The organism is Kluyvera georgiana ATCC 51603 (genome assembly GCF_001654985.1).
Taxonomy (GTDB): domain Bacteria; phylum Pseudomonadota; class Gammaproteobacteria; order Enterobacterales; family Enterobacteriaceae; genus Kluyvera; species Kluyvera georgiana.
The window spans coordinates 88375-111142 of sequence record NZ_LXEU01000085.1; the positions used below are offsets into that span (position 1 = coordinate 88375).

Annotated in this window: 21 protein-coding genes; 4 read left to right on the forward strand and 17 right to left on the reverse strand. The window is 55.7% G+C overall.

Translation table 11 applies throughout. The features are described from left to right. Window positions 1-13: 13 nt before the first annotated feature. The 6 genes from artJ to M989_RS21360 form a co-directional block, all read right to left on the reverse strand. The gene (artJ, locus tag M989_RS21335) at window positions 14-745 is read right to left on the reverse strand and encodes an arginine ABC transporter substrate-binding protein ArtJ (RefSeq protein WP_064548670.1); all 732 of its coding nucleotides are present in this window, start codon (window positions 743-745) and stop codon (window positions 14-16) included. 175 nt (window positions 746-920) lie between these two features. Continuing rightward, window positions 921-1589 carry an arginine ABC transporter permease ArtM gene (gene artM, locus M989_RS21340; protein WP_064548672.1) on the reverse strand — a complete coding sequence of 223 codons (669 nt, stop codon included), beginning with the start codon at window positions 1587-1589 and terminating at the stop codon, window positions 921-923. Next, window positions 1589-2305, reverse strand: coding sequence for an arginine ABC transporter permease ArtQ (gene artQ / locus M989_RS21345; RefSeq protein WP_064548674.1), 717 nt, complete (start codon window positions 2303-2305; stop codon window positions 1589-1591). Before artQ ends, artM begins: the two co-directional genes overlap by 1 nt. A 6-nt stretch (window positions 2306-2311) precedes the next feature. Beyond that, window positions 2312-3043: an arginine ABC transporter substrate-binding protein ArtI gene (gene artI / locus M989_RS21350; protein WP_064548676.1), complete on the reverse strand. Its 732-nt coding sequence runs from the start codon at window positions 3041-3043 to the stop codon at window positions 2312-2314. A 17-nt stretch (window positions 3044-3060) separates the two neighbouring features. Continuing rightward, the gene (gene artP, locus M989_RS21355; protein WP_064548678.1) at window positions 3061-3789 is read right to left on the reverse strand and encodes an arginine ABC transporter ATP-binding protein ArtP; all 729 of its coding nucleotides are present in this window, start codon (window positions 3787-3789) and stop codon (window positions 3061-3063) included. 311 nt (window positions 3790-4100) lie between these two features. Continuing rightward, on the reverse strand, window positions 4101-4616 hold the full coding sequence (locus M989_RS21360; RefSeq protein ID WP_064548681.1) for a lipoprotein: 516 nt from the start codon (window positions 4614-4616) through the stop codon (window positions 4101-4103). 192 nt (window positions 4617-4808) lie between these two features. Between M989_RS21360 and M989_RS21365 the strand changes: the two genes are divergently transcribed. After that, window positions 4809-5132 (forward strand): heavy metal-binding domain-containing protein, encoded by a 324-nt coding sequence (locus M989_RS21365; protein ID WP_064548683.1) that lies wholly within the window; start codon window positions 4809-4811, stop codon window positions 5130-5132. Further along, a complete protein-coding gene (locus tag M989_RS21370) occupies window positions 5129-5968 on the forward strand; it encodes an N-acetylmuramoyl-L-alanine amidase (protein WP_064548685.1) in 840 nt (279 codons plus the stop codon). The genes M989_RS21365 and M989_RS21370 overlap by 4 nt, the downstream gene beginning before the upstream one ends. Window positions 5969-5971: 3 nt before the next feature. Here M989_RS21370 and M989_RS21375 read toward each other — a convergent pair whose 3' ends face one another. From M989_RS21375 to poxB, 4 genes are all read right to left on the reverse strand, one after another. Next, the gene (locus M989_RS21375) at window positions 5972-6985 is read right to left on the reverse strand and encodes an NAD-dependent epimerase/dehydratase family protein (RefSeq protein ID WP_064548737.1); all 1014 of its coding nucleotides are present in this window, start codon (window positions 6983-6985) and stop codon (window positions 5972-5974) included. A gap of 87 nt (window positions 6986-7072) precedes the next feature. Beyond that, on the reverse strand, window positions 7073-8515 hold the full coding sequence (locus M989_RS21380; protein ID WP_064548687.1) for a DUF2867 domain-containing protein: 1443 nt from the start codon (window positions 8513-8515) through the stop codon (window positions 7073-7075). 10 nt (window positions 8516-8525) lie between these two features. Beyond that, entirely contained in the window at window positions 8526-9527 is a 1002-nt protein-coding gene (gene ltaE, locus M989_RS21385; protein WP_064548690.1) for a low-specificity L-threonine aldolase, read from the reverse strand. Between the two features lie 38 nt (window positions 9528-9565). After that, a complete protein-coding gene (gene poxB, locus M989_RS21390) occupies window positions 9566-11284 on the reverse strand; it encodes a ubiquinone-dependent pyruvate dehydrogenase (RefSeq protein WP_064548692.1) in 1719 nt (572 codons plus the stop codon). Window positions 11285-11436: 152 nt separating this feature from the next. On the opposite strand from poxB, the gene M989_RS21395 reads away from it, so the two are divergent. Beyond that, a complete protein-coding gene (locus M989_RS21395) occupies window positions 11437-11871 on the forward strand; it encodes a DoxX family protein (RefSeq protein ID WP_064548694.1) in 435 nt (144 codons plus the stop codon). Window positions 11872-11929: 58 nt separating this feature from the next. Here M989_RS21395 and M989_RS21400 read toward each other — a convergent pair whose 3' ends face one another. From M989_RS21400 to aqpZ, 6 genes are all read right to left on the reverse strand, one after another. Then, on the reverse strand, window positions 11930-13546 hold the full coding sequence (locus M989_RS21400) for an FAD-NAD(P)-binding protein (RefSeq protein WP_064548696.1): 1617 nt from the start codon (window positions 13544-13546) through the stop codon (window positions 11930-11932). 360 nt (window positions 13547-13906) lie between these two features. Further along, window positions 13907-14830, reverse strand: a complete 924-nt coding sequence (locus M989_RS21405; RefSeq protein ID WP_064548699.1) for an IS5 family transposase — start codon at window positions 14828-14830, stop codon at window positions 13907-13909. 297 nt (window positions 14831-15127) lie between these two features. Further along, a complete protein-coding gene (gene hcr / locus M989_RS21410) occupies window positions 15128-16096 on the reverse strand; it encodes an NADH oxidoreductase (RefSeq protein ID WP_064548701.1) in 969 nt (322 codons plus the stop codon). Window positions 16097-16106: 10 nt separating this feature from the next. Continuing rightward, window positions 16107-17759, reverse strand: coding sequence for a hydroxylamine reductase (hcp, locus tag M989_RS21415; RefSeq protein ID WP_064548703.1), 1653 nt, complete (start codon window positions 17757-17759; stop codon window positions 16107-16109). A 145-nt stretch (window positions 17760-17904) separates the two neighbouring features. Further along, window positions 17905-18804, reverse strand: coding sequence for a LysO family transporter (locus tag M989_RS21420; RefSeq protein WP_064548704.1), 900 nt, complete (start codon window positions 18802-18804; stop codon window positions 17905-17907). 152 nt (window positions 18805-18956) lie between these two features. Further along, window positions 18957-19649 carry an aquaporin Z gene (aqpZ, locus tag M989_RS21425; protein ID WP_064548706.1) on the reverse strand — a complete coding sequence of 231 codons (693 nt, stop codon included), beginning with the start codon at window positions 19647-19649 and terminating at the stop codon, window positions 18957-18959. 373 nt (window positions 19650-20022) lie between these two features. Between aqpZ and M989_RS21430 the strand changes: the two genes are divergently transcribed. Continuing rightward, entirely contained in the window at window positions 20023-21681 is a 1659-nt protein-coding gene (locus M989_RS21430) for an ATP-dependent endonuclease (RefSeq protein WP_064548708.1), read from the forward strand. On the opposite strand, the gene M989_RS21435 is transcribed toward M989_RS21430, so the two are convergent. Next, window positions 21678-22634, reverse strand: coding sequence for a VirK/YbjX family protein (locus tag M989_RS21435; RefSeq protein WP_064548711.1), 957 nt, complete (start codon window positions 22632-22634; stop codon window positions 21678-21680). The two genes, M989_RS21430 and M989_RS21435, sit on opposite strands and share 4 nt — an antisense overlap. Window positions 22635-22768: the final 134 nt, after the last annotated feature.

Consider the following 22768-nt stretch of genomic DNA (forward strand, 5'->3'; position numbering starts at 1 on the left):
GGATAAAGATGGCTTACTCAGCAAACCACTTATCGTTAATTTTCTGGTAGGTACCGTCGGCTTTAATCGCTTTCAACGCGCCGTTCAGTTTTTCCAGCAGCGCTTTGTTATCCGGACGTACCGCAATGCCGAGACCAATACCGAAGTACTGCGGGTCGGTTACTTTCTCGGTGGCGGCACCCAGCTGCGGGTTGGTTTTCAGCCACTCGTTGACCACCGCGGTGTCGCCAAACACGCCGTCGATACGGCCATTTTTCAGGTCGATAATCGCGTTCTGGTAGCTGTCATAGGCCACGGTTTTGACTTCCGGATGCTTGTCCATCAGGTATTTCTGGTGGGTGGTGCCGTTTTCCATACCGATACGTTTGCCTTTCAGATCGTCAAAGCTTTTGAACTCACCTTTTTTGGCAATGACCAGCGCGGAGTTAGCGTAGTAGGCGTCGGTAAAGGCCACCTGCTTGCTACGTTCCGGCGTAATGTCCATACCGGAAATCACCGCGTCATATTTCTTGAACTTCAGCGCCGGAATCAGGCTGTCGAACGCATGGTTAGTGAAGGTACATTCGGCCTGCATCTGCTTACACAGCGCGTTGGCGAGATCGATATCGAAGCCGACAATCTGGTTGTTGGCATCCATGGATTCAAACGGCGGGTAGGTCGCGGAAACGCCGAAGCTGATTTTTTCTGCGGCCTGAGCGCCGAAGGTTACGGTGGCCAGTAAGGCGGCCAATACTAATTTTTTCATGGATGAGCTCCTGTCTGTCTCGCTTATAGAATGCTGCCCTGCGTGTGGCATGGAGCTACAATGCCACCGCATGAATTTATATGCAATATATTTGAGTAAATATTTTATTTGATGTGAAAAAAAAACGGATAGACCAGAGGCTTATCCGTTTTCGGTTTTAATGATTATGCAAAAATCAGTTGCGACGCTCGAAGGCCAGCGCTTTACGCTCAATCAGGCGCATCAACAGCGTCAGCAGGCCATTGACGACGAGGTAGACCAGCCCGGCGGCACCAAATACCATCACATCGTAGGTGCGGCCATAAAGCAGCTGCCCGTGGCCCATCACTTCCATCAGCGTAATGGTGTAGGCCAGAGAGGTACTCTTGAACACCAGTACCACTTCGTTGGAGTAGGAGGAGAGCGCGCGTTTAAAGGCGTAAGGCAGCAGAATCGCCAGCGTATCTTTCTTACTCATTCCCAGCGCATTACACGACTGCCACTGGCCTTCCGGGATGGCGCGAATCGCCCCGAAGAACAGCTGCGTGGTATAGGCGGCGCTGTTCAGCGACAGAGCAATCAGCGCACATAGCCACGGTTCCGAGAGCAAATGCCACAGCACCGGGTAGTTCTGCAGCGTCGGGAACTGGCCGGGGCCGTAGTAGATCAGGAAGATCTGTACCAGCAGCGGCGTGCCGGTAAACAGCGTAATGTAGCCGCGAACCCCCCACACCAGCACCGGCGTCTTCAGCGTCAGAATGATGGTGAAAATCAACGCCAGTACCAGCGCCACCACGATAGAGGCGACGGTCAGCGTCAGGCTGGTGTGCAGCCCTTTCATCAGTTCCGGTAAATACTCCAGCATCAGCCTGGTCTCCGTTCAAAGCGAGTGGTACGCAGGTCAATGCGTTTGAGAATGTACTGGCTGAGCAGGGTAATCACCAGGTAAATGGCTGCCGCCACGATGTACCAGGTAAACGGCTCCTGGGTACGGGTGGCAATGCTTTTGGTTTGCAGCATCAGGTCGTTCACGCTAATCAGCGAGACCAGTGCGGTATCCTTCAGCAGCACCAGCCACTGGTTACCCAGCCCCGGCAATGCGTGACGCCACATCTGCGGCATCACCAGGCGGAAGAAGATGGCGCTTTTTGACAGCCCCAGCGCCTGGCCGGACTCCCACTGGCCTACCGGCACCGCTTTCAGCGCGCCGCGCAGCGTTTGCGAGGCGTAGGCGGCGTAGAGCAGGGAGAGGGCAATCACGCCGCACAGGAACGGGCTAACGTCAAAGTTTTCAATCTGCATCTGCACCGGAATCTGCACGAAACCGAGGTTGATGCTAAACCCATCGGACAGCGTCAGCAGCAGCTGTGAAGAGCCGAAGTAGATAAACAGCACCACCAGAATTTCCGGCAGGCCGCGTAGCACTGTGACCAGCGCGGAGCCGATCCATGCGATCGGGCGCCATTTTACCGACTCCCATACCGCAAAGAACATCGCCAGCGCGAGCCCGATAATCAGTGCACAAATGGCAAGGCCGACGGTCATGCCGGCGGCGCTCGCTAAAGGAAACATTTCGTTCATCAAGTCTTACTTCTGGAACCATTTCGCGTAGATGGTTTGGTAAGTGCCATCTTTCTTCACTTTTTCCAGCGCAGCGTTGAATTTCTGCTGCAGCTCGGTGTTGCCCTGACGCACGGCAATGCCCAGACCGGTACCGAAGTAGCCTTTATCGGTGACTTTGTCGCCAACGGCGGCCAGCTTGTCGTTCGCTTTCAGCCATTCGGTGACCACCGCAGTGTCGCCGAAGACGGCATCAATACGACCGTTTTGCAGATCCAGTTTTGCGTTCTGGTAGCTGTCGTAAGGCACGGTGGTGATTTCCGGATGTTTATCCATGATGAATTTCTGGTGGGTGGTGCCGTTCTGCACGCCCACTTTTTTGCCTTTCAGCTGGTCGACACCGGTAAATTTACCTTTTACGCCCACGAACAGCGCGGAATTGTCGTAATACGGGGTGGTGAACAGCACCTGCTTTTCACGTTCCGGCGTGATATCCATACCGGCCATGACCGCGTCGATGCGGCGGAACTTCAGGCTTGGGATCAGGCTGTCGAAAGACTGATTGCTGAAGGTACAGGTCGCGTCGATCTCTTTACACAGAGCATTCGCCAGATCCACGTCGAAGCCGACGATCTGGTTGTTGGCGTCCATCGACTCAAACGGAGGATAAGAAGCTTCGGTAGCGAAACGGATGGTTTGAGCAGCACCAGCGGAGAGGCTAACGCTAGCAAGCAGCGCGGCAATCAGTACTTTTTTCATCGTCATTGTCCTGAATCTCAGTGAGAAAGATAACTTCTAAATGCATCAGTCTGTGGGCTGTTAAAGCAGCTTGCATCGCCTTGTTCGACGATATAACCGTTTTCCATGTACACCACGCGGCTGGCCGTTTTACGCGCCACTTCCACTTCGTGGGTGACGATCACCTGGGTAATGTTGGTTTCCGCCAGTTCATGAATGATGCTGACGATCTGGGCGGTAATCTCCGGGTCGAGCGCAGCGGTCGGTTCATCAAACAGCAGCACCTGCGGCTCCATCATCAGCGCACGGGCAATCGCCACGCGCTGCTGCTGGCCGCCGGAGAGGTGCAGGGGGTAACGGTCGCTGAACGGCTTGAGGCGTAAACGCTCGAGCAGTTTTTCGGCGCGGGCCATCGCGCTGTCTTTGCTTAAGCCGAGCACGCGGCACGGCGCTTCAATCAGGTTCTGTACTACCGTCAGGTGCGGCCACAGGTTGTACTGTTGGAAGACCATCCCTACGTTTTGACGCAGTTCGCGAATCGCCTTATCTGACGGGGTTTTAGCAAAATCGAAATGGTTACCCGCAATCGCCAGGGTACCGGATTTCGGCATCTCCAGCAGATTCAGCACGCGCAGCAGTGAGCTTTTACCTGCGCCGCTGGGGCCAAGCAGTACCAGCGTTTCGCCCTCCGGGCACTGTAGCGTGATGTCGAACAGCGCCTGATGCGCGCCATAAAAGCAGTTAATGCCGTCTAATTTAATGCTCATTGATACCCGTCACGAAAGAGTTGTTCTCGCCCTGGAAACGCCAGGTGCTTACTCTGCTGCCGCTCTTCTATTTCCCCGCTGAAGGCATCAGCCATAGAGGAATTATCAGCAATTGAGGCCGCAAATAGTACCTTTGACAGAATAGTTATGCAATATTTGTGCGTTAAAACTTAAATATAAACCAACTTTTCTTTTAAAGTTAGCACAAAATAACGGTCGGGGTGGGCGAGGGGTATAAATGTCGGCATTCCTGGAGGAATGCCAGACATTTTGCCGGGATAAGCGATTTAGCAGGATTTGTTTACACTTTATTAACGTTTCTCGAGAGATTGACGCAACGTACCGGCTGGCGCATGGCTGTTGTTGCCAAGGTAGCGCACATCGTCCACCGCCCAGCACTGACCTTCCCGAATCATCAGCACTTCATCTTTCCAGCTCTGGGTTCCCTGTTTTAAATCGACGCGCAGCGGGATATTGCGGGCATCGGTATTCGGGATAGTCGAGGCGCTAGCCACGCTTGCCGAATCAGGCGCCGTGGCGCTGCTGGAGAACAGGCCGGACTGCATCAGCGAGCGTTTGCTGGCATCCTGGCTGCTCTCGTTCAGCAGTTTGGCCAGGCCGTCGCTGAGGTAAGGGCGCAGGGCGTTAATATCGCTGGTCCGGCGCTGGATCTGGTCGTCGTAAAATTTTTGTGCCACGGTATCCGGACCGCCTTCTACACATTGCCCGACGCGCGTGCCGGTATCTTTGTAGGCTGGTGTTACGGTGGTGCAGGCGCTCAGCAGCAGCGCGGCGGGAAGAATAAGTGCAAGGTTGGTGTAACGCATAGTGATTCCTTGTTAGCTGTCTCAACATTAGTCGCTTCTACGCCGTCGACGGGCGTATCAACCGCCGCCATGCAGCGGGCGCGATTTACGTATACGATAATGAAGTAATCCCTTTTCAAGCATAGCGTATCGGTCCGATAATGCGTTTAGCGCTGAGAGCTAAGGCATTGAACGTTAACGAAGGAGCTGTCCATGCAATTTTCAACTACCCCCACCCTTGAAGGGCAAACGATCGTCGAATACTGCGGCGTGGTCACCGGAGAGGCGATTTTAGGCGCCAACATTTTTCGCGATTTCTTCGCCGGTATCCGCGACATCGTCGGCGGTCGCTCGGGGGCATACGAAAAAGAGCTGCGCAAAGCGCGCGAAATTGCTTTTAAAGAGCTGGGCGAGCAAGCCGCGGCGCTGGGTGCCGATGCGGTTGTGGGCATTGATATTGATTATGAAACCGTGGGTAAAGACAGCAGTATGCTGATGGTCAGCGTGAGCGGTACGGCGGTCAAAACGCGCAGATGAAACGTTTTCTGACGATCGTGATGCTGGCGGTGCTGCTGGCGGGGTGTGCGAGTAAAGAAGAGAAAAAAGCGGTTATCGAGAAACCTGACTATGTACTCGATACCAGCCGTTCGGCCCCGGCGGCGTATCCGCGCATTAAAATGCTGGTCATCCACTACACGGCGGACGATTTTGACGTCTCGCTCACTGCGCTGACCGGCAAGGATGTCAGCGTCCATTACCTGATTCCTGCGGTACCGCCGTTGGTACGCGGCAAACCGCGAATCTGGCAGCTGGTGCCGGAGTCCGAGCTGGCGTGGCATGCGGGCGCGAGTTTCTGGCGCGGGGCAACCCGTATTAACGATACCTCTATCGGTATTGAGCTGGAAAACCGTGGCTGGCAGAAGTCGGAGGGGACGAAGTTCTTCACGCCGTTTGAACCGGCGCAAATCCAGGCGCTGGTGCCGTTGGCGAAGGACATTATCAAACGCTACAGCATCGAACCGCAAAACGTGGTCGCGCATTCGGATATCGCGCCGCAGCGTAAGGACGATCCCGGTCCGTTATTCCCATGGCAGTCGCTGGCGCAACAGGGGATCGGCGCGTGGCCGGATGCCAGCCGCGTGGCCTTCTATCTGAACGGTCGCTCGCCGAATGCGCCGATTGCCTCGTATACCCTGCTGGATTTGCTGGCGCGCTATGGCTATGAGGTCAAACCGAATATGACGCGGCTCCAGCAGATGCGGGTGATTGCGGCCTTCCAGATGCACTTCCGCCCGACGCGCTATGACGGCGTCGCGGATATGGAGAGTCTGGCGATTGCCGAGGCGTTGCTGGAGAAATATGGCCAGGGCTAAGCCCTAGCGATGCAGCTTGCCGTGATCTTCCAGCCAGGCGGCGGTACGCACGATGCCGTCGTCCAGCGACACAATCGGCTCGTAGCCCAGCTCTTCGCGGGCGCGGCTGATATCCAGGGTAAAGTCGAAGTTCAGCTTCGACACACCGTAGTGGGTCAGCGACGGCTCTTTGGCTTTTTTATCGCCAAAGCGTTCCATGCTGCGCGCAATCATATCCAGCATCGGATAAGGCACGGAACGAATGCGGCAAGCAATGTCCAGCTCGTCGATTAGCCGCTCAACGATGCTTCGCAGCGTGCGCGGCTCGCCGTTGGTGATGTTGTAAGCACGGCCGGAAGGCTGGCCGTCACAGCGCGGTTGGCTGGCGAGCCACATAGCGTGGGCGGCGTTTTCGTAGTAGGTCATGTCAACCATCGCGTGGCCGCCGCGCGGCAGCAGCACGCTGCCGTAATGGTGCATCATCTGCGCGAGGCGCGGGATAAACACCTTATCGTGCGGGCCAAACACGCTCTGTGGGCGCAGAATAGTAAAGCGCGTGTTCGGGTTGGCCTGCGCCAGCAGCTGGATCACCTCTTCGCTGGCGGCTTTACTGCGGGCGAACTCGTTGGCAAAACGGTGCGGGCGGAAATCTTCTTTGATATCCCGATGGTGGTGATAGTCAAAGTAGAGTGACGGCGAAGAAATATGGATAAAGTTGCGCACCCCCCAGGCGACGGCCCATTCGCCGAGGCGGCGGGTGGCACGGACGTTGGCGAGGTCGAAGGCGGCCTGGGTGCCCCACGGTGAAGTAAAGCTGGAACAGTGCCACAGCGTGTCAACGCCGGCCAGCATCACTTTGGCCTGAGAGGAGACCAGTTCGGTCAGGTCGGCATGGACGAACTCGGCACCCATTTTTTCCAGCAGTTTGCCCATCGCTTCATTGCGACCGCTCGCTCTGACGCTAATGCCCTTGCGGCGCAGATACTCAACTGCGTTTCTGCCTAATCCGCTCGTGGCGCCGGTGACCAGTACCTTCATAATCATCCACAGTGTTAAAAAAGAGTTTCGTGCGCATTCTTCCGTTTATTTCACTTGTATGCAATGGGAAACTAAGACGAAAAAGGGTTATTGCGCACTTTTTCCTGTGACTTCTTCTGCCAGGCGGGCAATACGCCGCGCCATTCCGCGAAAGATGAACAGATGTGCTGGAATCATCAGCAGCCAGTAGATTAATCCTGGCATACCGTGCGGATGCCACCAGGCGCGCACGTCAAGTTCGCGATGGGTGCCTTTATCGACCAGCGTAAAGCTAAGACGCCCCAGCCCCGGCGCTTTCATGCCAAACAGCAGCGTCAGCGCTTTTTCGGGTTCAACGATAATCACCTTCCAGCTGTCGACCATGTCGCCGGGCTGGAGCAGCGGGTGCGCGGGGCGGCCTTTGGCGAGCCTGTGCCCGACCAATAGATCCATCGCCGCGCGGGTTTTCCACAGCGCGTTGCCAAAGAAATAGCCCTCCTTGCCGCCGAGCTGGTTAACCACTTCCCACAGCGCCGTCAGGCTTGCCTGGGTGCTGACGGTGAAACCAGCCTGCTTGGCAAAGAAACCGTACTCCGGACGCCAGCGGGCGAAGGCCTGCGCGTCATAGCCCCAGTCGCTGGAGTTGGCCAGCTTTTTCTCTTCCTCCAGCGTGCGGCGTACCGCTTCATCGAAGGGGATTAAGGTTTGCGGGATCAGCGTGCGCAGCGCGCGATCGTCGGCCAGCAGATCGTGTTTTAATCCCTGGATCAGCGCCTTGGCGATCGTCGGCGGAACTGAGGTGATCACGTTCAGGAACCAGACCGAGATCCAGCTCGTGGGGAAGGGGATGGGAATGAGCGGGCGATGACGGCCGCTGACCGCCATAAAATGTTCGAACTGCTGCTGATAGGTCAGCTCTTCCGGCCCGGCGGCTTCAAACACGCGGTGTTCTGCGGACGGGTGGTTGAGCAGTTCGACCAGGTAAACCAGCAAATTCTCCAGCGCAATCGGCGTGGTGCGCGAACGGACCCAGCGCGGCGGCGTCAGCACCGGCAGGTTGTAGACCATATCGCGCATCACTTCGAAGGCGGCGGAACCCGCGCCAACGATAATCCCGGCGCGCAGCTCGCTGACCGGCACGCCCGCGTCGCGCAGGATATTGCCGGTCAGCTGCCGGGCGCGCAGGTGCGGCGACTGCTGGTGCTCTGGCGCTTGTAGCGAGCTGAGAAAAATCACCTGCTTAACGGGGGTAATCCGCAGCGCGTCGCGGACGTTTTCCGCCACCCGACGTTCATGGCGGATAAAATCCTGGCTTTCACCCATGCCGTGAACGAGGTAGTAAACGGTATCCACGCCGTTCAACAGCCGGGCAATATCCCCGTTTTTTTCCAGGTCAACGGAATAGCAAGTCACCCCGGCAAGCTGTAGCTTCTGGAGTCGTTCAATGCGACGTGCCACCGCCCGTACGGTATAGCCGCGCAGGCTTAATTCAGTGACCAGATGCTGGCCAATATAGCCGCTGGCCCCAAAAACCAAAATAGTCTGTGACACGCCGAACTCCTTATCGTGCTAAAAAGGCTTTCCAGTGGGCAACCACTTCCGTGAGCTGTTGACGATTGACGTCCAGATGCGTGACCAGCCGCACGATGGGCGAGGCGTTCATCAGCACGCCGCGCGCCTGCATAAACTCACCCAGCGCGGCAGCATTTTCTTCGCCCACGCGCACGAACAGCATATTGGTGTCGTGACGCATGACGTCGGCGCCAATCTCACGCAGCGCAGCGGCAAGCCAGGCGGCGTTGTCGTGATCGTCCTGCAGACGCGCGACGTTGTTTTGCAGTGCATACAGCCCGGCCGCCGCCAGAATACCGGCCTGGCGCATACCGCCGCCGGTCATCTTCCGCCAGCGGTTGGCGCGTTTGATGTAATCATAATTCCCGACCAGCAGCGAGCCGACCGGCGTGCCCAGCCCTTTGGACAGACAGATGGTGAACGAGTCGCAGTATTGGGCGATATCTTTTAGCTCGCAGCCGTAGCTAACCAGCGCGTTGAAGATGCGCGCGCCGTCGACGTGGAGCGCCAGACCGCGTTCGCGGGTAAATTCCCACGCCGATTTTAGATATTCGCGCGGTAGTACCTTGCCGTTGTGGGTATTTTCAATGCTCAGAAGTTTGGTGCGCGCGAAGTGGATATCGTCGGCTTTGATTTTTGCCGCCACTTTATCCAGCGGCAGCGTACCGTCGCTGGCGGCGTCAATCGGCTGCGGCTGAATGCTGCCCAGCACCGCCGCGCCGCCCGCTTCATACAGATAGTTATGCGCGCCCTGGCCAACGATGTACTCCTCGCCGCGTTCGCAGTGGCTCAGCAGCGCCACCAGGTTGGCCTGGGTGCCAGTGGGCAGGAACAGCGCAGCCTCTTTGCCCGCCAGTTCCGCAGCGTACTGCTGAAGGGCGTTAACGGTAGGATCGTCACCATAGACGTCATCACCGACCGGCGCGGCCATCATCGTTTCGAGCATGGCGCGCGTCGGGCGGGTTACGGTATCACTGCGTAAATCAATCACGGCATTTCCTTTTTAAACTCGGAAGAATGCCACCATTTTTACCTGAGCCAGTTGGTTTTCGCCAGTTCGATCACTTCATCGCCACGTCCGCTGATGATGGCGCGCAGCATATACAGGCTGAAACCTTTGGCCTGCTCGAGTTTAACCTGTGGCGGAATCGCCAGCTCCTCTTTGGCCACGACCACGTCGACCAGTACCGGACCGTCGATGCTGAAGGCACGTTGTAAGGCGTCATCGACGTCGGCGGCTTTCTCGACGCGAATGCCGGTGATGCCGCAGGCCTCGGCAATGCGCGCGAAGTTGGTGTCGTGCAGCTCGGTGCCATCGGTCAGGTAGCCCCCGGCCTTCATCTCCATCGCCACAAAGCCCAACACGCTGTTATTAAAGACCACGATTTTGACCGGCAGCTTCATCTGCACCACCGACAGGAAATCGCCCATCAGCATGCTAAAGCCGCCATCGCCGCACATCGCGACAACCTGGCGTCCCGGTTCTGTCGCCTGCGCGCCCAGCGCCTGCGGCATGGCGTTGGCCATTGAGCCGTGGTTGAAAGAACCGAGCAGACGGCGCTTACCGTTCATCTGTAGGTAGCGAGCGGCCCACACCGTTGGCGTGCCCACATCGCAGGTGAAGATGGCGTCGTCGTCGGCAAAGCGGCTAATCTGCTGCGCCAGATACTGCGGGTGAATGACTTTGTCGCTGGGTTTGGCCAGATCGTCCAGCCCTTTACGCGCGTCGCGATAGTGCTCCAGCGCTTTGTCGAGAAAACGGCGATCGCTTTTCTCTTCCAGCAGCGGCAGCAGGGCGGCCAAGGTGGCTTTGATATCGCCAACCAGCGCCATATCGACTTTACTGTGCGCGCCGATGCTGGCGGGGTTGATATCTATCTGAATGATGGTGCTTTCGCTGGGGTAGAACGGGCGATACGGGAACTGGGTGCCCAGCAGAATTAGCGTATCGGCGTTCATCATGGCGTGGAAACCGGAGGAGAAGCCAATGAGCCCGGTCATACCGACATCGTAAGGGTTATCGTACTCGACGTGCTCTTTACCGCGCAGTGCGTGGACGATGGGGGACTTGAGTTTTTCAGCAAACGCGGTCAACTCGTCATGTGCCCCGGCGCAGCCGCTGCCGCACAGCAGGGTGATGTTGCGTGAGGATTTCAGCGTGTCGGCCAGTTTTTCCAGTTCGCTCTGCGGCGGCGTGACTATTGGGTGCGGGGCCGGATACCAGTGGCTGCTGGCGTTTTCCGGCGCGGCCTTCAGCGCCACGTCGCCCGGTAGTACCACCACCGATACGCCGCGGTTAAGCACCGCTTTACGCATCGCAATGGCCAGTACTTGCGGGATCTGCTCGGGGGTGGAGACCAGCTCACAGTAGTGGCTGCATTCACGGAACAGCTCCTGCGGATGCGTCTCCTGAAAGTAGCCGCTACCGATTTCACTCGACGGAATATGCGCCGCAATAGCGAGGACGGGCACGTGATTACGGTGACAATCAAAAAGGCCGTTGATGAGGTGCAGGTTTCCCGGCCCACACGACCCGGCACAGACCGCGAGTTCGCCGGTTAGTTGTGCTTCGGCGCCTGCCGCGAAGGCGGCAACCTCTTCGTGTCGCGTCGGCATCCACGCAATGGTGCCCATACGGTTAAGACTATCGCTCAGGCCGTTGAGCGAATCGCCCGTAACGCCCCAGATTCGTTTCACGCCAGCCTGTTCGAGCGTTTTAGCAATGTAGTTGGCTACGGTTTGTTTCATTGGTTTTCCATCTCCTGAAGTGTGATACCGGTTACAAGTTTAGATGAATCCTGTCGTTTCGCTGGGAAAATCCCCTTATTTTCAGCGGGTATATTTTGTAAATGAGAAGCAGTAACGTAGTGTTCAACAGGGATAAAACAGGAAAAATATAAATGATGACAACCATATTAAATTCATTGAACCGCACGCTGTCGTGCGATGATTTTGGCAAGCTGTTACTGCGTTTGGCCGTGGGCGGGCTGATGCTGTTTCATGGGCTGCATAAGCTGTTTGACGGTGTTGACGGCATTAGCGCCATGCTGGTGGCGAAAGGTCTGCCGGGCTTTATCGCCTATGGCGTGCTGGTGGGTGAAGTGGTCGCACCCATCTTGCTCATTCTTGGCGTGCTGACGCGCCCGGCGGCGTTAGTGTTGGCCTTTACCATGGTCGTGGCCTGGTTGATGGTGGGGCTCGATAAAACCGCCGCGCTGGATAAAACCGGGGCATGGGCGATTGAGAGCCTGGTCTATTTCTTTGTTGCGGGGTTCGCGATCGCGTTTCTGGGGGCGGGGAAATTTGCGCTGGGTAGCAAATCGACCTGGCAGTAGTGACTATTTGACGATATATCCCAGAGGCGAGCTCACTCGCCTCTCTCTAAAAAGAGCGTTAGTCTCTGTCGTCGCTAAACCACCGTTTTTTCCTGCGTTTCACCGCGTGTTGAATTAACGCGTTGCTCATCGCTGCGCCAATCTCGGCGCTGGCCACCAGCCCCTGAATAAAAGGACGATCGTGCATTAGCCACGGCAGGCCGCCAAAAGCGATCCGTCCACGGGCGTTATCCGGCGCCAGCAGCGTGTAATCGTCACCGATATCCGGAATATCATCACCGCAGGCCAGCAGTTGAGTGCGTAGTGTCGGGAAGGGAATATCTTTGCTCTTTAACGGTTTTTGTCCTCTTGCATCGATGAAGACATCAAATTCGCTGCGTTGATTATTGTGGTAAATAACCGTCGTGTCGCCTTCGTTCTGTCGTTCATAATCCGCGCCCAGCGCCAGTATTGCGATTAGCCCGGCCTCGTGCAGGGCCAGCAGACGACGGATCGACTCAGAGGGAATTGCTGCATAGTTATCGATAAACACGCGCGCCAGCCCACGCTTGAAGCGTTCCTTGTCACGCTCGTCCAGATGAGGCACAACCTCTTCGATGATCTCATGCAGACGTAGCAGGGTGTAGCGCCAAGCCACGGTGTGCTGCTGTTGCTTGTTACGTTCGACTTCCAGCAGATTGAGCTTTGCCCAGTCAAATGGGTCATGGCGTATTCTGTCGGCAAAGTAGGCGGCGGAAAAGGTATCGGCGGTGAGATTTTCCAGGCCAATCTGCTGACTCCAGTTTGGGGCTGAGTCCTGTAACTGCTTCACAATCAACTGAAAGATGCGATCTAATAGCCCATCAGTGCCCGATGCTATGACATGCACAATCGCCTCTTCGGTGGCGATATTGAGGGGTTCATAGGGAAGAGGGCAGTAAAAATCGGCTTCCGGCAGTATTCCGGTGCGCGACATTAGGGTGATTTTCAGGTTTTGGCTGCCGGGATGACGTATAAACTGCGGCACATTGTCCCTATCGGTGGTGAAGAAACCATGCTGGCTGACGACCGCAACCGCAGCATCAATTGCGCTTAATGAGGTGCCCAGAATCCCCACGCGGCAGGCGTCAATTTTGGCTTCCATCAGGCCGGACCATGGGCTGGGGAAAAAATCGCGAGGAGAGTCATCATCCTCAGGCCACTGATGGCCCGTGGCTATGACGGCAAAATCAACGTCGACCGGACGTTCCGTGTGGTTGATCCACAGAGCAACCCCGTGTGGATTTGCACTCAGGTCGGTGACTTGACTGGATTCGTTAAGGGTGATGTCGAAGCCAAAAGAGCGCGCTTTGTCGATGATGGCAAAAAGACGATCGCGATAATAGTCGCCAAGGAGCACGCGTGGTAAAAACTGGCGCTCATGCAGCGTCATACGTTCGATATTAAATTGCGCCAGGTATTCATCGCTCTGGTTTTGTAACCATGTCAGATAGGTAATATAAATGGGCGGGATCTCAATACTGGCGATGTTGGCCAGCATAGATTCCGTGCTGTTTTCGCCGCTATAGGGCATACCAACGCCTGCGTGCTCAGCCTGCTCGTAGAGCAAGATGGCCAGCGGTTCTCCCCGCTCAACCAGGGCGTGGAAAGTGTATATACCGGTAGGGCCGACGCCGACGATGGCCACTTTTTTCATGACAGGTCCTTGTTAATCGTTCGCAGACGGGACGGGGAGCTTGAGTAGCCTTGCAAAAGTTATTGTGGTCAATAAATTGATTTTGGCGATATGCATTCCACGCTGCTTACACACCTGTCAGTTGAACGGTGTGCCCAGTGATAAGTTTAGATGAGACTCATCGTTTCGCTGGAAAAGACCGGATCACAGGCGATTGACAGCCCGCTGATGTTGACCCCGGCCAGCCTGTCGGTAACTGTTTTAATCGATATTTATAAGATTGACGGGGTGTGTCGCGGATTGATAAATTGTTTCGCAAGAAAATAGGCGTTGTTGAATAAATCAGATTCGGGGCGAGTGTCCCTGTAGCTGGTTGTGTTTTCAGGCAATGCGCACGCTTTCTGGTATGCCTGCCTTCGTCATTTTGTTCAGTGCCCGTACCATGGCCATAGCCTCCGCCACCTGACCATCATAATCACGCAGCGTCAGTGAACCACCCAACAGCTGTTTTATCCGATACATCGCCGTTTCCGCTATCGAGCGACGGTTATAATCTGTTGTCCACTTCCACCGTGCATTGCTCCCGCTCAGTCGCTGATTCGCAACAGCACGGTTGCGGTCTGTGTACTCAACGGGCCAGTAGCCCGCACATTTGCGGGGAGGAATAAGCGCGCTAATTTTTTTGCGTCGCAGTTCATCGTGACAGAGCCGGGTGTCGTAAGCACCGTCCGCCGCTGCTGCTCTGATTTTTCTGTGAGTCTGCCGGATAAGACCCGGGAATGCCTCTGAGTCCGTTACATTGTTCAGTGACAGGTCCGCACAAATAATTTCATGTGTTTTTGCATCTACAGCAAGATGCAGCTTTCGCCAGATGCGACGACGTTCTTTGCCGTGTTTTTTGACTTTCCACTCACCTTCACCGAAGACCTTCAGCCCGGTGGAATCAATCACCAGATGCGCGATTTCACCCCGGGTGGACGCTTTAAAACTGACATTCACCGACCTTGCCCGTTTGCTGGCACTGCTGTAGTCCGGGCAACGCAGTGGGACACCCATCAGGGAAAAAATGGAATCAATAAAGCCCTGAGCGGCTCGCAGGGTCAGCCGGAATACGCGTTTAATGACCAGAACGGTAGTGATAGCAAGGTCTGAATAGCGCTGAGGCCGTCCGCGCGATGCGGGCTTTGCTGACTCATACCAGGCCTGAATCGCCTCATCATCCAGCCAGAAAGTGATGGAACCACGATTAATCAGGGCCTTGTTATAGTTGCACCAGTTGGTGATTCTGAACTTCTGCTTTGCCACGGAACTGCCTGCATTATCAGGATTATGGAGCTCTGATCCTTCAACTCAGCAAAAGTTCGATTTATTCAACAAAGCCTCATTTGGTCGTTCCTCTGTATCAAAAGCAGTACACGTTGCGGTATCCAGAATCAGTGAAGGGGATTCATTGCCATCCGCAGTGCTGGCCAGATTTTGCGAGGATATGGATTGATGATAAAAACAATACGTGGTGACAATCGGCAGCCGTTTATCTTTATGCATGCCCATTAAAAAAGGCCACCCGTTTTACAGGGTAGCCTTTTTGCCGTAGTGGGTGAATTACGCCACTACCAGGTCGCCCTGCGGATGGCAGGAACAAGCCAGTACATAGCCTTCGGCTATTTCCGCATCCGTCAGCGTCATGGTGCTGCTGACCGTGTAGTTACCGTCAACCACTTTGGTTTTGCAGCAGCCGCAAACGCCCGCACGGCATGCGGCAACGACCGGTACTTTATTGCTTTCCAGCGCGTCCAGTAGCGTACTGCCCACCGGCGCGTAAAACTCTTTCGCTGGCTGCAGTTTGGTGAACTTCAGACCGCTGGTTGCAGCTTCAGCCACCGGGGTAAAGAACTGCTCTTTAAAGAAGCGCGTCACACCCAGCGCTTTCACTTCTTTTTCGACCAGATCCATATACGGCGCCGGGCCGCAGGTCATCACGGTACGTGAGGCCAGGTCCGGTACGCTTTTCAGCAACTCGGTGCTCAGACGACCGGAGACAAAACCGTGGGTGGCGTTGTTTTCCGCCACCAGGGTGACCGGATACTGACGCCATTCGTCGGCGAAGATCACATCTTCCGGCGAACGCACGTTAAAGATCACCTGCACATCGGCCTGTGGGCGGTACTTTGCCAACCAGCGACGCATTGACATGATTGGCGTCACGCCGCAACCGGCAGCCAGCATCAGGAACTTATCTTCCGCTTTATCCTCACAGGTAAATTCACCCATGGCATCGGACAGCCAGATATAGTCGCCGCGCTTCACGTCGCGGGTCAGCCACTGTGAACCTGCGCCATCGTCAATCCGGCGAACGGTCAGCGTAATGTACTCGCTTACCCCCGGCGTAGACGAAATGGTGTAAGCGCGCAGCGTTTCCGCTGAATTACGTACGCTGACCAGTGCATACTGCCCGGCGCGGTACGGATAATAGTCGTGGCACAGCAACGAAATCGTCCATACATCCGGCGTTTCCTGGTGGATGTGATGCACCTGCATCCGCCATGGGCACTGATGAGTTGGCATTGTCATTCTTTACTCCTTACGCGCTCAACAGCTGCTTCATGTCTTCTTCAACGGTGGTCACGGAACGCAGACCGAATTTCTCGTTGAGCACAGCCAGCAGATCCGGCGTGAAGAAACCAGGCGCCGTTGGGCCAGTGACGATGTTTTTCACGCCCAGTGACAGCAGGGTCAGCAGAATTACGATCGCTTTCTGTTCGAACCAGGAGAGCACCAGAGACAGCGGCAGGTCGTTGACGCCGCAGCCCAGTTTCTCTGCCAGCGTGACTGCCAGGATGATGGCAGAGTAAGCATCGTTACACTGACCGGCATCGACCAGACGCGGCAGGCCTTCGATATCGCCGAACTCCAGTTTGTTGAAACGGTATTTACCGCACGCCAGGGTCAGGATCAGGCAATCGTCTGGTACGCTGGTGGCGAAGTCGGTGAAGTAGTTACGTTCGCCGCGCGCGCCGTCGCAGCCGCCGACCAGGAAGATGTGACGCAGTTTTTCACGGCTCACCAGGTCGATCAGCGTATCAGCAGCGCCCAGCAGCGTCTGACGACCGAAACCTACGGTGATCAGGTGCGGAATTTCGCTGTACGGGAAGCCCGCCATCTGCTGGGCCTGGGCGATAACCGGACCGAAGTCATCGCCTTCCAGGTGGCTCACACCCGGCCAACCGACGATGCTGCGGGTCCAGATACGATCGTCGTAACTGCCAACGGTTGGGTCGATGATGCAGTTAGAAGTCATTACGATTGGGCCAGGGAAGCGAGCGAACTCAACCTGCTGATTCTGCCAGCCGCTGCCGTAGTTACCGATCAGGTGTTTGAACTTACGCAGTTCCGGGTAGCCGTGCGCTGGCAGCATTTCACCGTGGGTATAGACGTTAACGCCGGTGCCTTCGGTTTGTTCCAGCAGGTTGTAGAGATCTTTCAGGTCGTGACCGGAGATCAGGATGCACTTACCTTCAGTGGCTTTCACGTTGACCTGAGTCGGGGTTGGGTGGCCGTATTTGGTGGTTTCACCGGCGTCCAGAATGCTCATCACTTTGAAGTTCATCTGGCCGATTTCCATAGAGCACTCCAGCAGAGCGTTCATATCAGAAGGCCAGGTACCCAGCCACGCCATAATTTTGTGGTACTGAGCGTAGATGTCGTTGTCGTACTGGCCGAGAACGTGGGCATGTTCCATGTAAGCTGCCGCGCCTTTCAAGCCGTACAGGCACAGCAGGCGCAGGCCAAGAATGTTCTCGCCAATCGTCGCTTTGTCTTTGTTCGGCGTAAATTCCGCCGCCTGTTTTTGCAGAGCGCCCAGATCGTCGCTGACCAGCTGCAGGTCGGCCATTGGGTTATCGACGGTCGCGTTAGCGTCTTTGGTCATGCACTGCGCTTTCAGCGCTTCACGCAGGGCAATCGCTTCACGGGCGTAGCCCACGATACGCGGGGAGTCGAAGTTAACGTTGGTCAGGGTGGAGAAGAACGCGCGCGGGGCGAAGTTATCAACGTCGTGGTTGATGATGCCGTATTCACGTGCTTTCACCGCCCATGCGGACAGACCTTGCAAAGACGCAATCAGCAGATCCTGTAGATCGGACGTTTCAGCCGTTTTACCGCACATACCCTGCGCGTAAGAGCAGCCGTTCCCTGCCGGAGTACGGATGGTTTGTTCACATTGCACACAAAACATGGTCACACCTTTTAAAGTTATATTTAATATACATGTTTAAGGGTAAGCCTGAGACTCAACCTTGAAAAGGCATTTTTAGTGCAACTTAAAGGGAGGTTGATTTAGCGCAATTTTGGCGGCAGCGAAGGCTACCGCCATGGAGGTATTAAGCGGTGAAGAAGGCCATCATCAGCGGTACGAGCAGGCTAAGAATAAAACCGTGGACGATAGCGGGAGGGACCATTTCCACGCCGCCGGAGCGCTGGAGGACCGGTAGGGTGAAGTCCATTGACGTTGCGCCGCACAGGCCAAGCGCGGTGGAGCGACTGCGGCGTACCAGACCGGGAATGAGCATAATGGCCAGTAGTTCGCGCGCCAGGTCATTAAAGAAGGTGGCGCTACCGATTACCGGGCCGTAGGCGTCGGTCAGCAGAATGCCGGACAGCGAGTACCAGCCAAATCCGGAGGCCATCGCCAGACCGGTTTTAATGGGCAAACCAAGCAGAAACGCATTGATGATGCCGGCAACCATCGAACTGGCTACCACGACTAACGCGATCACCATACCGCGGCGGTTGAGAATAATTTGTCGCAGGGTCATGCCGCTGTTTCTCAACTGAATACCGACGAGGAACAGCAAGAAAATGAGCGTATATTCGCTGGCATCGGTGGCGTGCTGTAAAAAGGAAAGCCCGCTGAGTCCGAGAACAAAACCGGCAATAACCACAAAGCACAGCTTTAATGATTCCAGCGCCATCGCGAGGCGTGAGGGTAATTTTTCCTGATGATGCGGATGTCCCCACGGCAACACTTTTTCCAGCCACAGCAGTGCCGCAATATTGCAAAGTAAAATAACCACAATGCTAATAGCAGAATAGTGGAAGATGGATAATAGATTCGCCGCCAGATTATCCAGAAATGCCAGGCTGATCCCCATAAAGAAGAGAATCAGATAAACAATCCAACTGAGCAGGCGATTGATCAGCTGCAGCGCACCGCGGTGGGTAAGGGGAATCAGATAGCCGATAACCAGCGGCACCAGAATGATGAGGAGTCCCGATAACATAACGAACACGCTTCCTTGTAGTATTTAAATCGCGCACAGACACTACCGAAAACCGCATACTGAGTAAAGCTGCGAAAAAAGAAAGACCCGGCTGTACCGGGTCTTTCTTTGCCGGGTTGGCGCATTCACGCCATGCCCGGGTTACAGAAGGCTTATTTCTTTTCCAGCAGGGTGCGATAAATCACGCCGCCGAGGATACCGCCGATGATCGGCATCACCCAGAACAGCCACAGCTGGTCAAGCGCCCAGCCGCCCTGGAAAATAGCGACCGCGGTGCTACGCGCCGGGTTAACGGAGGTGTTCGTCACCGGGATGCTGATAAGGTGAATCAGGGTCAGCGCCAGGCCGATGGCGATCGGCGCGAAGCCTGCCGGGGCATTTTTGTCTGTTGCACCGTGGATCACCAGCAGGAAGCCGCAGGTCAGTACGATTTCAATCACAATCGCGGAAAGCATTGAATAGCCGCCCGGTGAATGTTCGCCGTAACCGTTGGAGGCGAAACCGCTGGCCGCCGCGTCAAAGCCTGCTTTACCGCTGGCGATTAAATACAATACGGCAGCGGCGATAATCCCGCCGACAACCTGTGCGACAATATAGCCAATCACTTCTTTGGCCGGGAAACGACCGCCGGCCCACAGGCCCAGGGTCACTGCCGGGTTAAAATGGCCGCCAGAGATATGGCCAACGGCAAATGCCATGGTGAGAACGGTTAAACCGAACGCCAGCGCAACGCCCGCAAAGCCAATCCCTAATTCCGGGAATGCTGCAGCCAGAACGGCGCTACCGCAACCACCAAATACCAGCCAGAAGGTGCCAAAGCACTCTGCAGCCAATTTTCTAAACATAACCACCTCGAATTAAAAATTATTATCGTCATAAAGGGTGACGACTGAATATATCCCTACCAAAATGGGTGGCAGGCATAGTCCTCATTATTTTAAAAACGAACGTCATCCCTCACCAGTTAAATAAATAGCCGAACTTTGATACAAAACAATGTGGTGTTATTCCTTGAGCAATTTATTCTTTGAAGTAGAGTGTAGTGCATTATTTTCGGAATAATCGTGGAAGGTGATAGAGAACGCACTTTATTACTTTCAGCGGTTAATAAAGCATCACTCCGTACGCAGGCGGCGTGCCAGCCGGGTGTCAAGTGCGACGCATGCCGCTATACTGCCGATAACGAAGGGATGGCAGCTATCGTGTTACGGAGGGGTTATGCTTCTTGAGCGCACCGAAATTGCAGGGTTTCGCGGCATTAATCGATTATCGTTAATGCTGGAGGAGAATAACGTCTTAATCGGCGAAAACGCGTGGGGTAAATCGAGCCTGCTGGACGCGCTCACGTTACTGCTCTCGCCGCATGATGAGCTGTATCACTTTGTGTATAACGATTTTTGGTTTCCGCCCGGCGACCTGCAGGGGCGCGAGCACCATCTGCACATCATACTGACCTTTCGCGAAAATGAACCTGGCCGCTACCGGGGCCGACGCTACCGCGGGCTCTCCGACTGCTGGACGCTGTGCGACGACGGTTTTCGACGTATTTTCTACCGCCTGGAAGGTGAGCTGGCCGCCGACGGTAGCGTGCTGACGCTACGCAGTTTTATCGACAGCGACGGCCAGGCGTTGGACATTGACGATATTGACGGTCAGGCGCGTGAGTTGATTCGCCTGATGCCGGTACTGCGCCTGCGTGATGCCCGTTTTATGCGCCGGATCCGCAGCGGTACCGTGCCGGATGTGCCTGACGTGGAGATCACCGCGCGCCAGCTCGATTATCTCTCCCGCGAGCTGGTGACGAGCCCGCAGAATCTCAGCGATGGCCAGATCCGCCAGGGGCTGGCGGCGATGGGACAGCTGCTGGAACACTATTTCTCTGAACAGGGTTCAGGTCCGGCTATCCAACGTCTGATGCGCCGTCGCTCGCACGACGAGCAGCGTAGCTGGCGCTATCTGGATTTGATTAACCGTATGATCGATAAGCCCGGTGCGCGTAATCATCGGGTGATTCTGTTGGGTATGTTCGCGACGCTGCTGCAGGCGAAGGGGTCGGTCAAGCTCGATAGAGACGCGCGTCCGCTGCTGTTAGTGGAGGACCCGGAAACGCGGCTGCATCCTATTATGCTGTCGGTGGCCTGGAATCTGCTGAATTTGCTGCCGTTACAGCGTGTGGCCACCACCAATTCCGGTGAGCTACTGTCGCTCACGCCGATGCAAAACGTCTGCCGCCTGGTCCGTGAGTCTTCCCGCGTGTCGGCCTGGCGGCTGGGGCCGGAGGGAATGAACGCCGAAGACAGTCGCCGCATTTCGTTCCACATTCGTTTTAATCGCGCTTCGTCGCTGTTTGCGCGCTGCTGGCTGCTGGTGGAAGGTGAAACCGAAACCTGGGTGATCAACGAGCTGGCGCGCCAGTGCGGGCACCATTTCGATGCTGAAGGGGTCAAAGTGATTGAGTTTGCCCAATCCGGGCTTAAGCCGCTGATCAAATTCGCCCAGCGGATGGGGATAGAGTGGCACGTGCTGGTCGATGGTGATGAGGCAGGAAAAAAATATGCGGCCACGGTGCGCAGCCTGCTGAACAACGATCGTGAAGCCGAACATCATCATCTGACGACGCTGCCCGCGCCGGATATGGAACACTTTATGTACCGGCAGGGGTTTTCCAGCGTTTATCACCGCGTGGCGCAATTGCCGGAAAACATCCCGATGAATATGCGCCGGGTGATCACCAAGGCGATACACCGTTCATCGAAACCCGATCTGGCGATTGAAGTGGCGATGGAAGCTGGGCGGCGCGGTACTGAAGCCGTTCCGCCCTTACTGAAGAAAATGTTTTCCCGCGTCGTCTGGCTGGCGCGCGGGAAAGCGGATTAACGCTGGACTATTTCGCTAATTTGCTGCTGGAGCTCGTCCAGCAGCGTATAGCGACGGCGGTACTCTGCGCGCTTCTTGCTGGCAATCTCTTCCATTGATTTACGCGCCAACGCCAGCGGTAAAACGTAATCACCTTCCTCGTCGACCTGTGCCCCCAACGACTCCCAGAAACTGTTGTAGTCGGCATGCAGCTTGCCGCGTTTTTTACGGCGGTAGCGTAGGCTGCGATAAATGTGCGTTTCATTGCTGACGGCGCGTACGTGTGAAACGGAGAGCAGCGAGCCCAGCGTGAGCAGCGCGTCTACCACTAAGCGTTTTGGGAACAAACCGTGACACGCTTTGGTCGCGGTTTGAATGAGCTGGTGCGGAACATCGGCTTTCGCTCCCTGTAGGCCGCCCACAAAGAAGGTATTCATCCCGTTGTACTGGCACAAGGTAAACGTCAGCTCTGCCAGCACGGTGTTGCTGTCGTCGTGGAAGGTCAGCGTCGCCTCGCCTTCTTTATCCAGCATCGCGTCAGCACACAGACGAATGCTGTACTGCTGTCCTTCTTTACCATTAAGCGTCGCGAGCAGAGCGCCGCGCGTGGAAAGATAGCCGCTGGCGACGCTTTCCGGCAGCAGGGTCAGCAGTTGCTGATAGTGCCAGCACAGCGCATCAATGGTTTGCTGGTGGTTCAGGTGCGTGCATAGCCATGGGCGATGCAGTCGGCACGGCAGACCGGGCTGTACGTTAAGGATCTGCATCAGATGCGGCTGCTTGGTCAGCGTCCCGAGTAGCTTGCCGGTCATTCTGGGCGTACTGAGCGAACGCAGCAGGAACTTACGTCGGTACGCCGGGTTTTTCCACGCGCGACCGGGTGCAAGCGTGCCGGTCGACAGTAGCCGAAAAAGGTGCCAGCTGGATTCAGGTTGTGGAGGCGTAGAAGCAGAAAAATCGGCAATGCTCGACATAGGAAAAATCTCATTTCTGGAGGTTTTGCCTATTTAATCAACGGAACCTTCAACGTAATTTCAACAAATGCAAAGAATGTGAAGATTATGCTTTGTTGATGAAGCGTTTAACATTGCTAGTGTTTATTTTTGGT

What these genes read in the sequence shown, in the direction of transcription:
- M989_RS21375 (WP_064548737.1), bottom strand. Translation starts at nt 6,985, where the DNA reads ATGAAGGTACTGGTCACCGGCGCCACGAGCGGATTAGGCAGAAACGCA.
- hcp (WP_064548703.1), bottom strand. Translation starts at nt 17,759, where the DNA reads ATGTTTTGTGTGCAATGTGAACAAACCATCCGTACTCCGGCAGGGAAC.
- poxB (WP_064548692.1), bottom strand. Translation starts at nt 11,284, where the DNA reads ATGAAACAAACCGTAGCCAACTACATTGCTAAAACGCTCGAACAGGCT.
- M989_RS21395 (WP_064548694.1), top strand. Translation starts at nt 11,437, where the DNA reads ATGATGACAACCATATTAAATTCATTGAACCGCACGCTGTCGTGCGAT.
- artM (WP_064548672.1), bottom strand. Translation starts at nt 1,589, where the DNA reads ATGCTGGAGTATTTACCGGAACTGATGAAAGGGCTGCACACCAGCCTG.
- artP (WP_064548678.1), bottom strand. Translation starts at nt 3,789, where the DNA reads ATGAGCATTAAATTAGACGGCATTAACTGCTTTTATGGCGCGCATCAG.
- M989_RS21360 (WP_064548681.1), bottom strand. Translation starts at nt 4,616, where the DNA reads ATGCGTTACACCAACCTTGCACTTATTCTTCCCGCCGCGCTGCTGCTG.
- artI (WP_064548676.1), bottom strand. Translation starts at nt 3,043, where the DNA reads ATGAAAAAAGTACTGATTGCCGCGCTGCTTGCTAGCGTTAGCCTCTCC.
- artQ (WP_064548674.1), bottom strand. Translation starts at nt 2,305, where the DNA reads ATGAACGAAATGTTTCCTTTAGCGAGCGCCGCCGGCATGACCGTCGGC.
- hcr (WP_064548701.1), bottom strand. Translation starts at nt 16,096, where the DNA reads ATGACAATGCCAACTCATCAGTGCCCATGGCGGATGCAGGTGCATCAC.
- M989_RS21435 (WP_064548711.1), bottom strand. Translation starts at nt 22,634, where the DNA reads ATGTCGAGCATTGCCGATTTTTCTGCTTCTACGCCTCCACAACCTGAA.
- M989_RS21430 (WP_064548708.1), top strand. Translation starts at nt 20,023, where the DNA reads ATGCTTCTTGAGCGCACCGAAATTGCAGGGTTTCGCGGCATTAATCGA.
- artJ (WP_064548670.1), bottom strand. Translation starts at nt 745, where the DNA reads ATGAAAAAATTAGTATTGGCCGCCTTACTGGCCACCGTAACCTTCGGC.
- M989_RS21400 (WP_064548696.1), bottom strand. Translation starts at nt 13,546, where the DNA reads ATGAAAAAAGTGGCCATCGTCGGCGTCGGCCCTACCGGTATATACACT.
- M989_RS21365 (WP_064548683.1), top strand. Translation starts at nt 4,809, where the DNA reads ATGCAATTTTCAACTACCCCCACCCTTGAAGGGCAAACGATCGTCGAA.
- M989_RS21420 (WP_064548704.1), bottom strand. Translation starts at nt 18,804, where the DNA reads ATGTTATCGGGACTCCTCATCATTCTGGTGCCGCTGGTTATCGGCTAT.
- aqpZ (WP_064548706.1), bottom strand. Translation starts at nt 19,649, where the DNA reads ATGTTTAGAAAATTGGCTGCAGAGTGCTTTGGCACCTTCTGGCTGGTA.
- M989_RS21370 (WP_064548685.1), top strand. Translation starts at nt 5,129, where the DNA reads ATGAAACGTTTTCTGACGATCGTGATGCTGGCGGTGCTGCTGGCGGGG.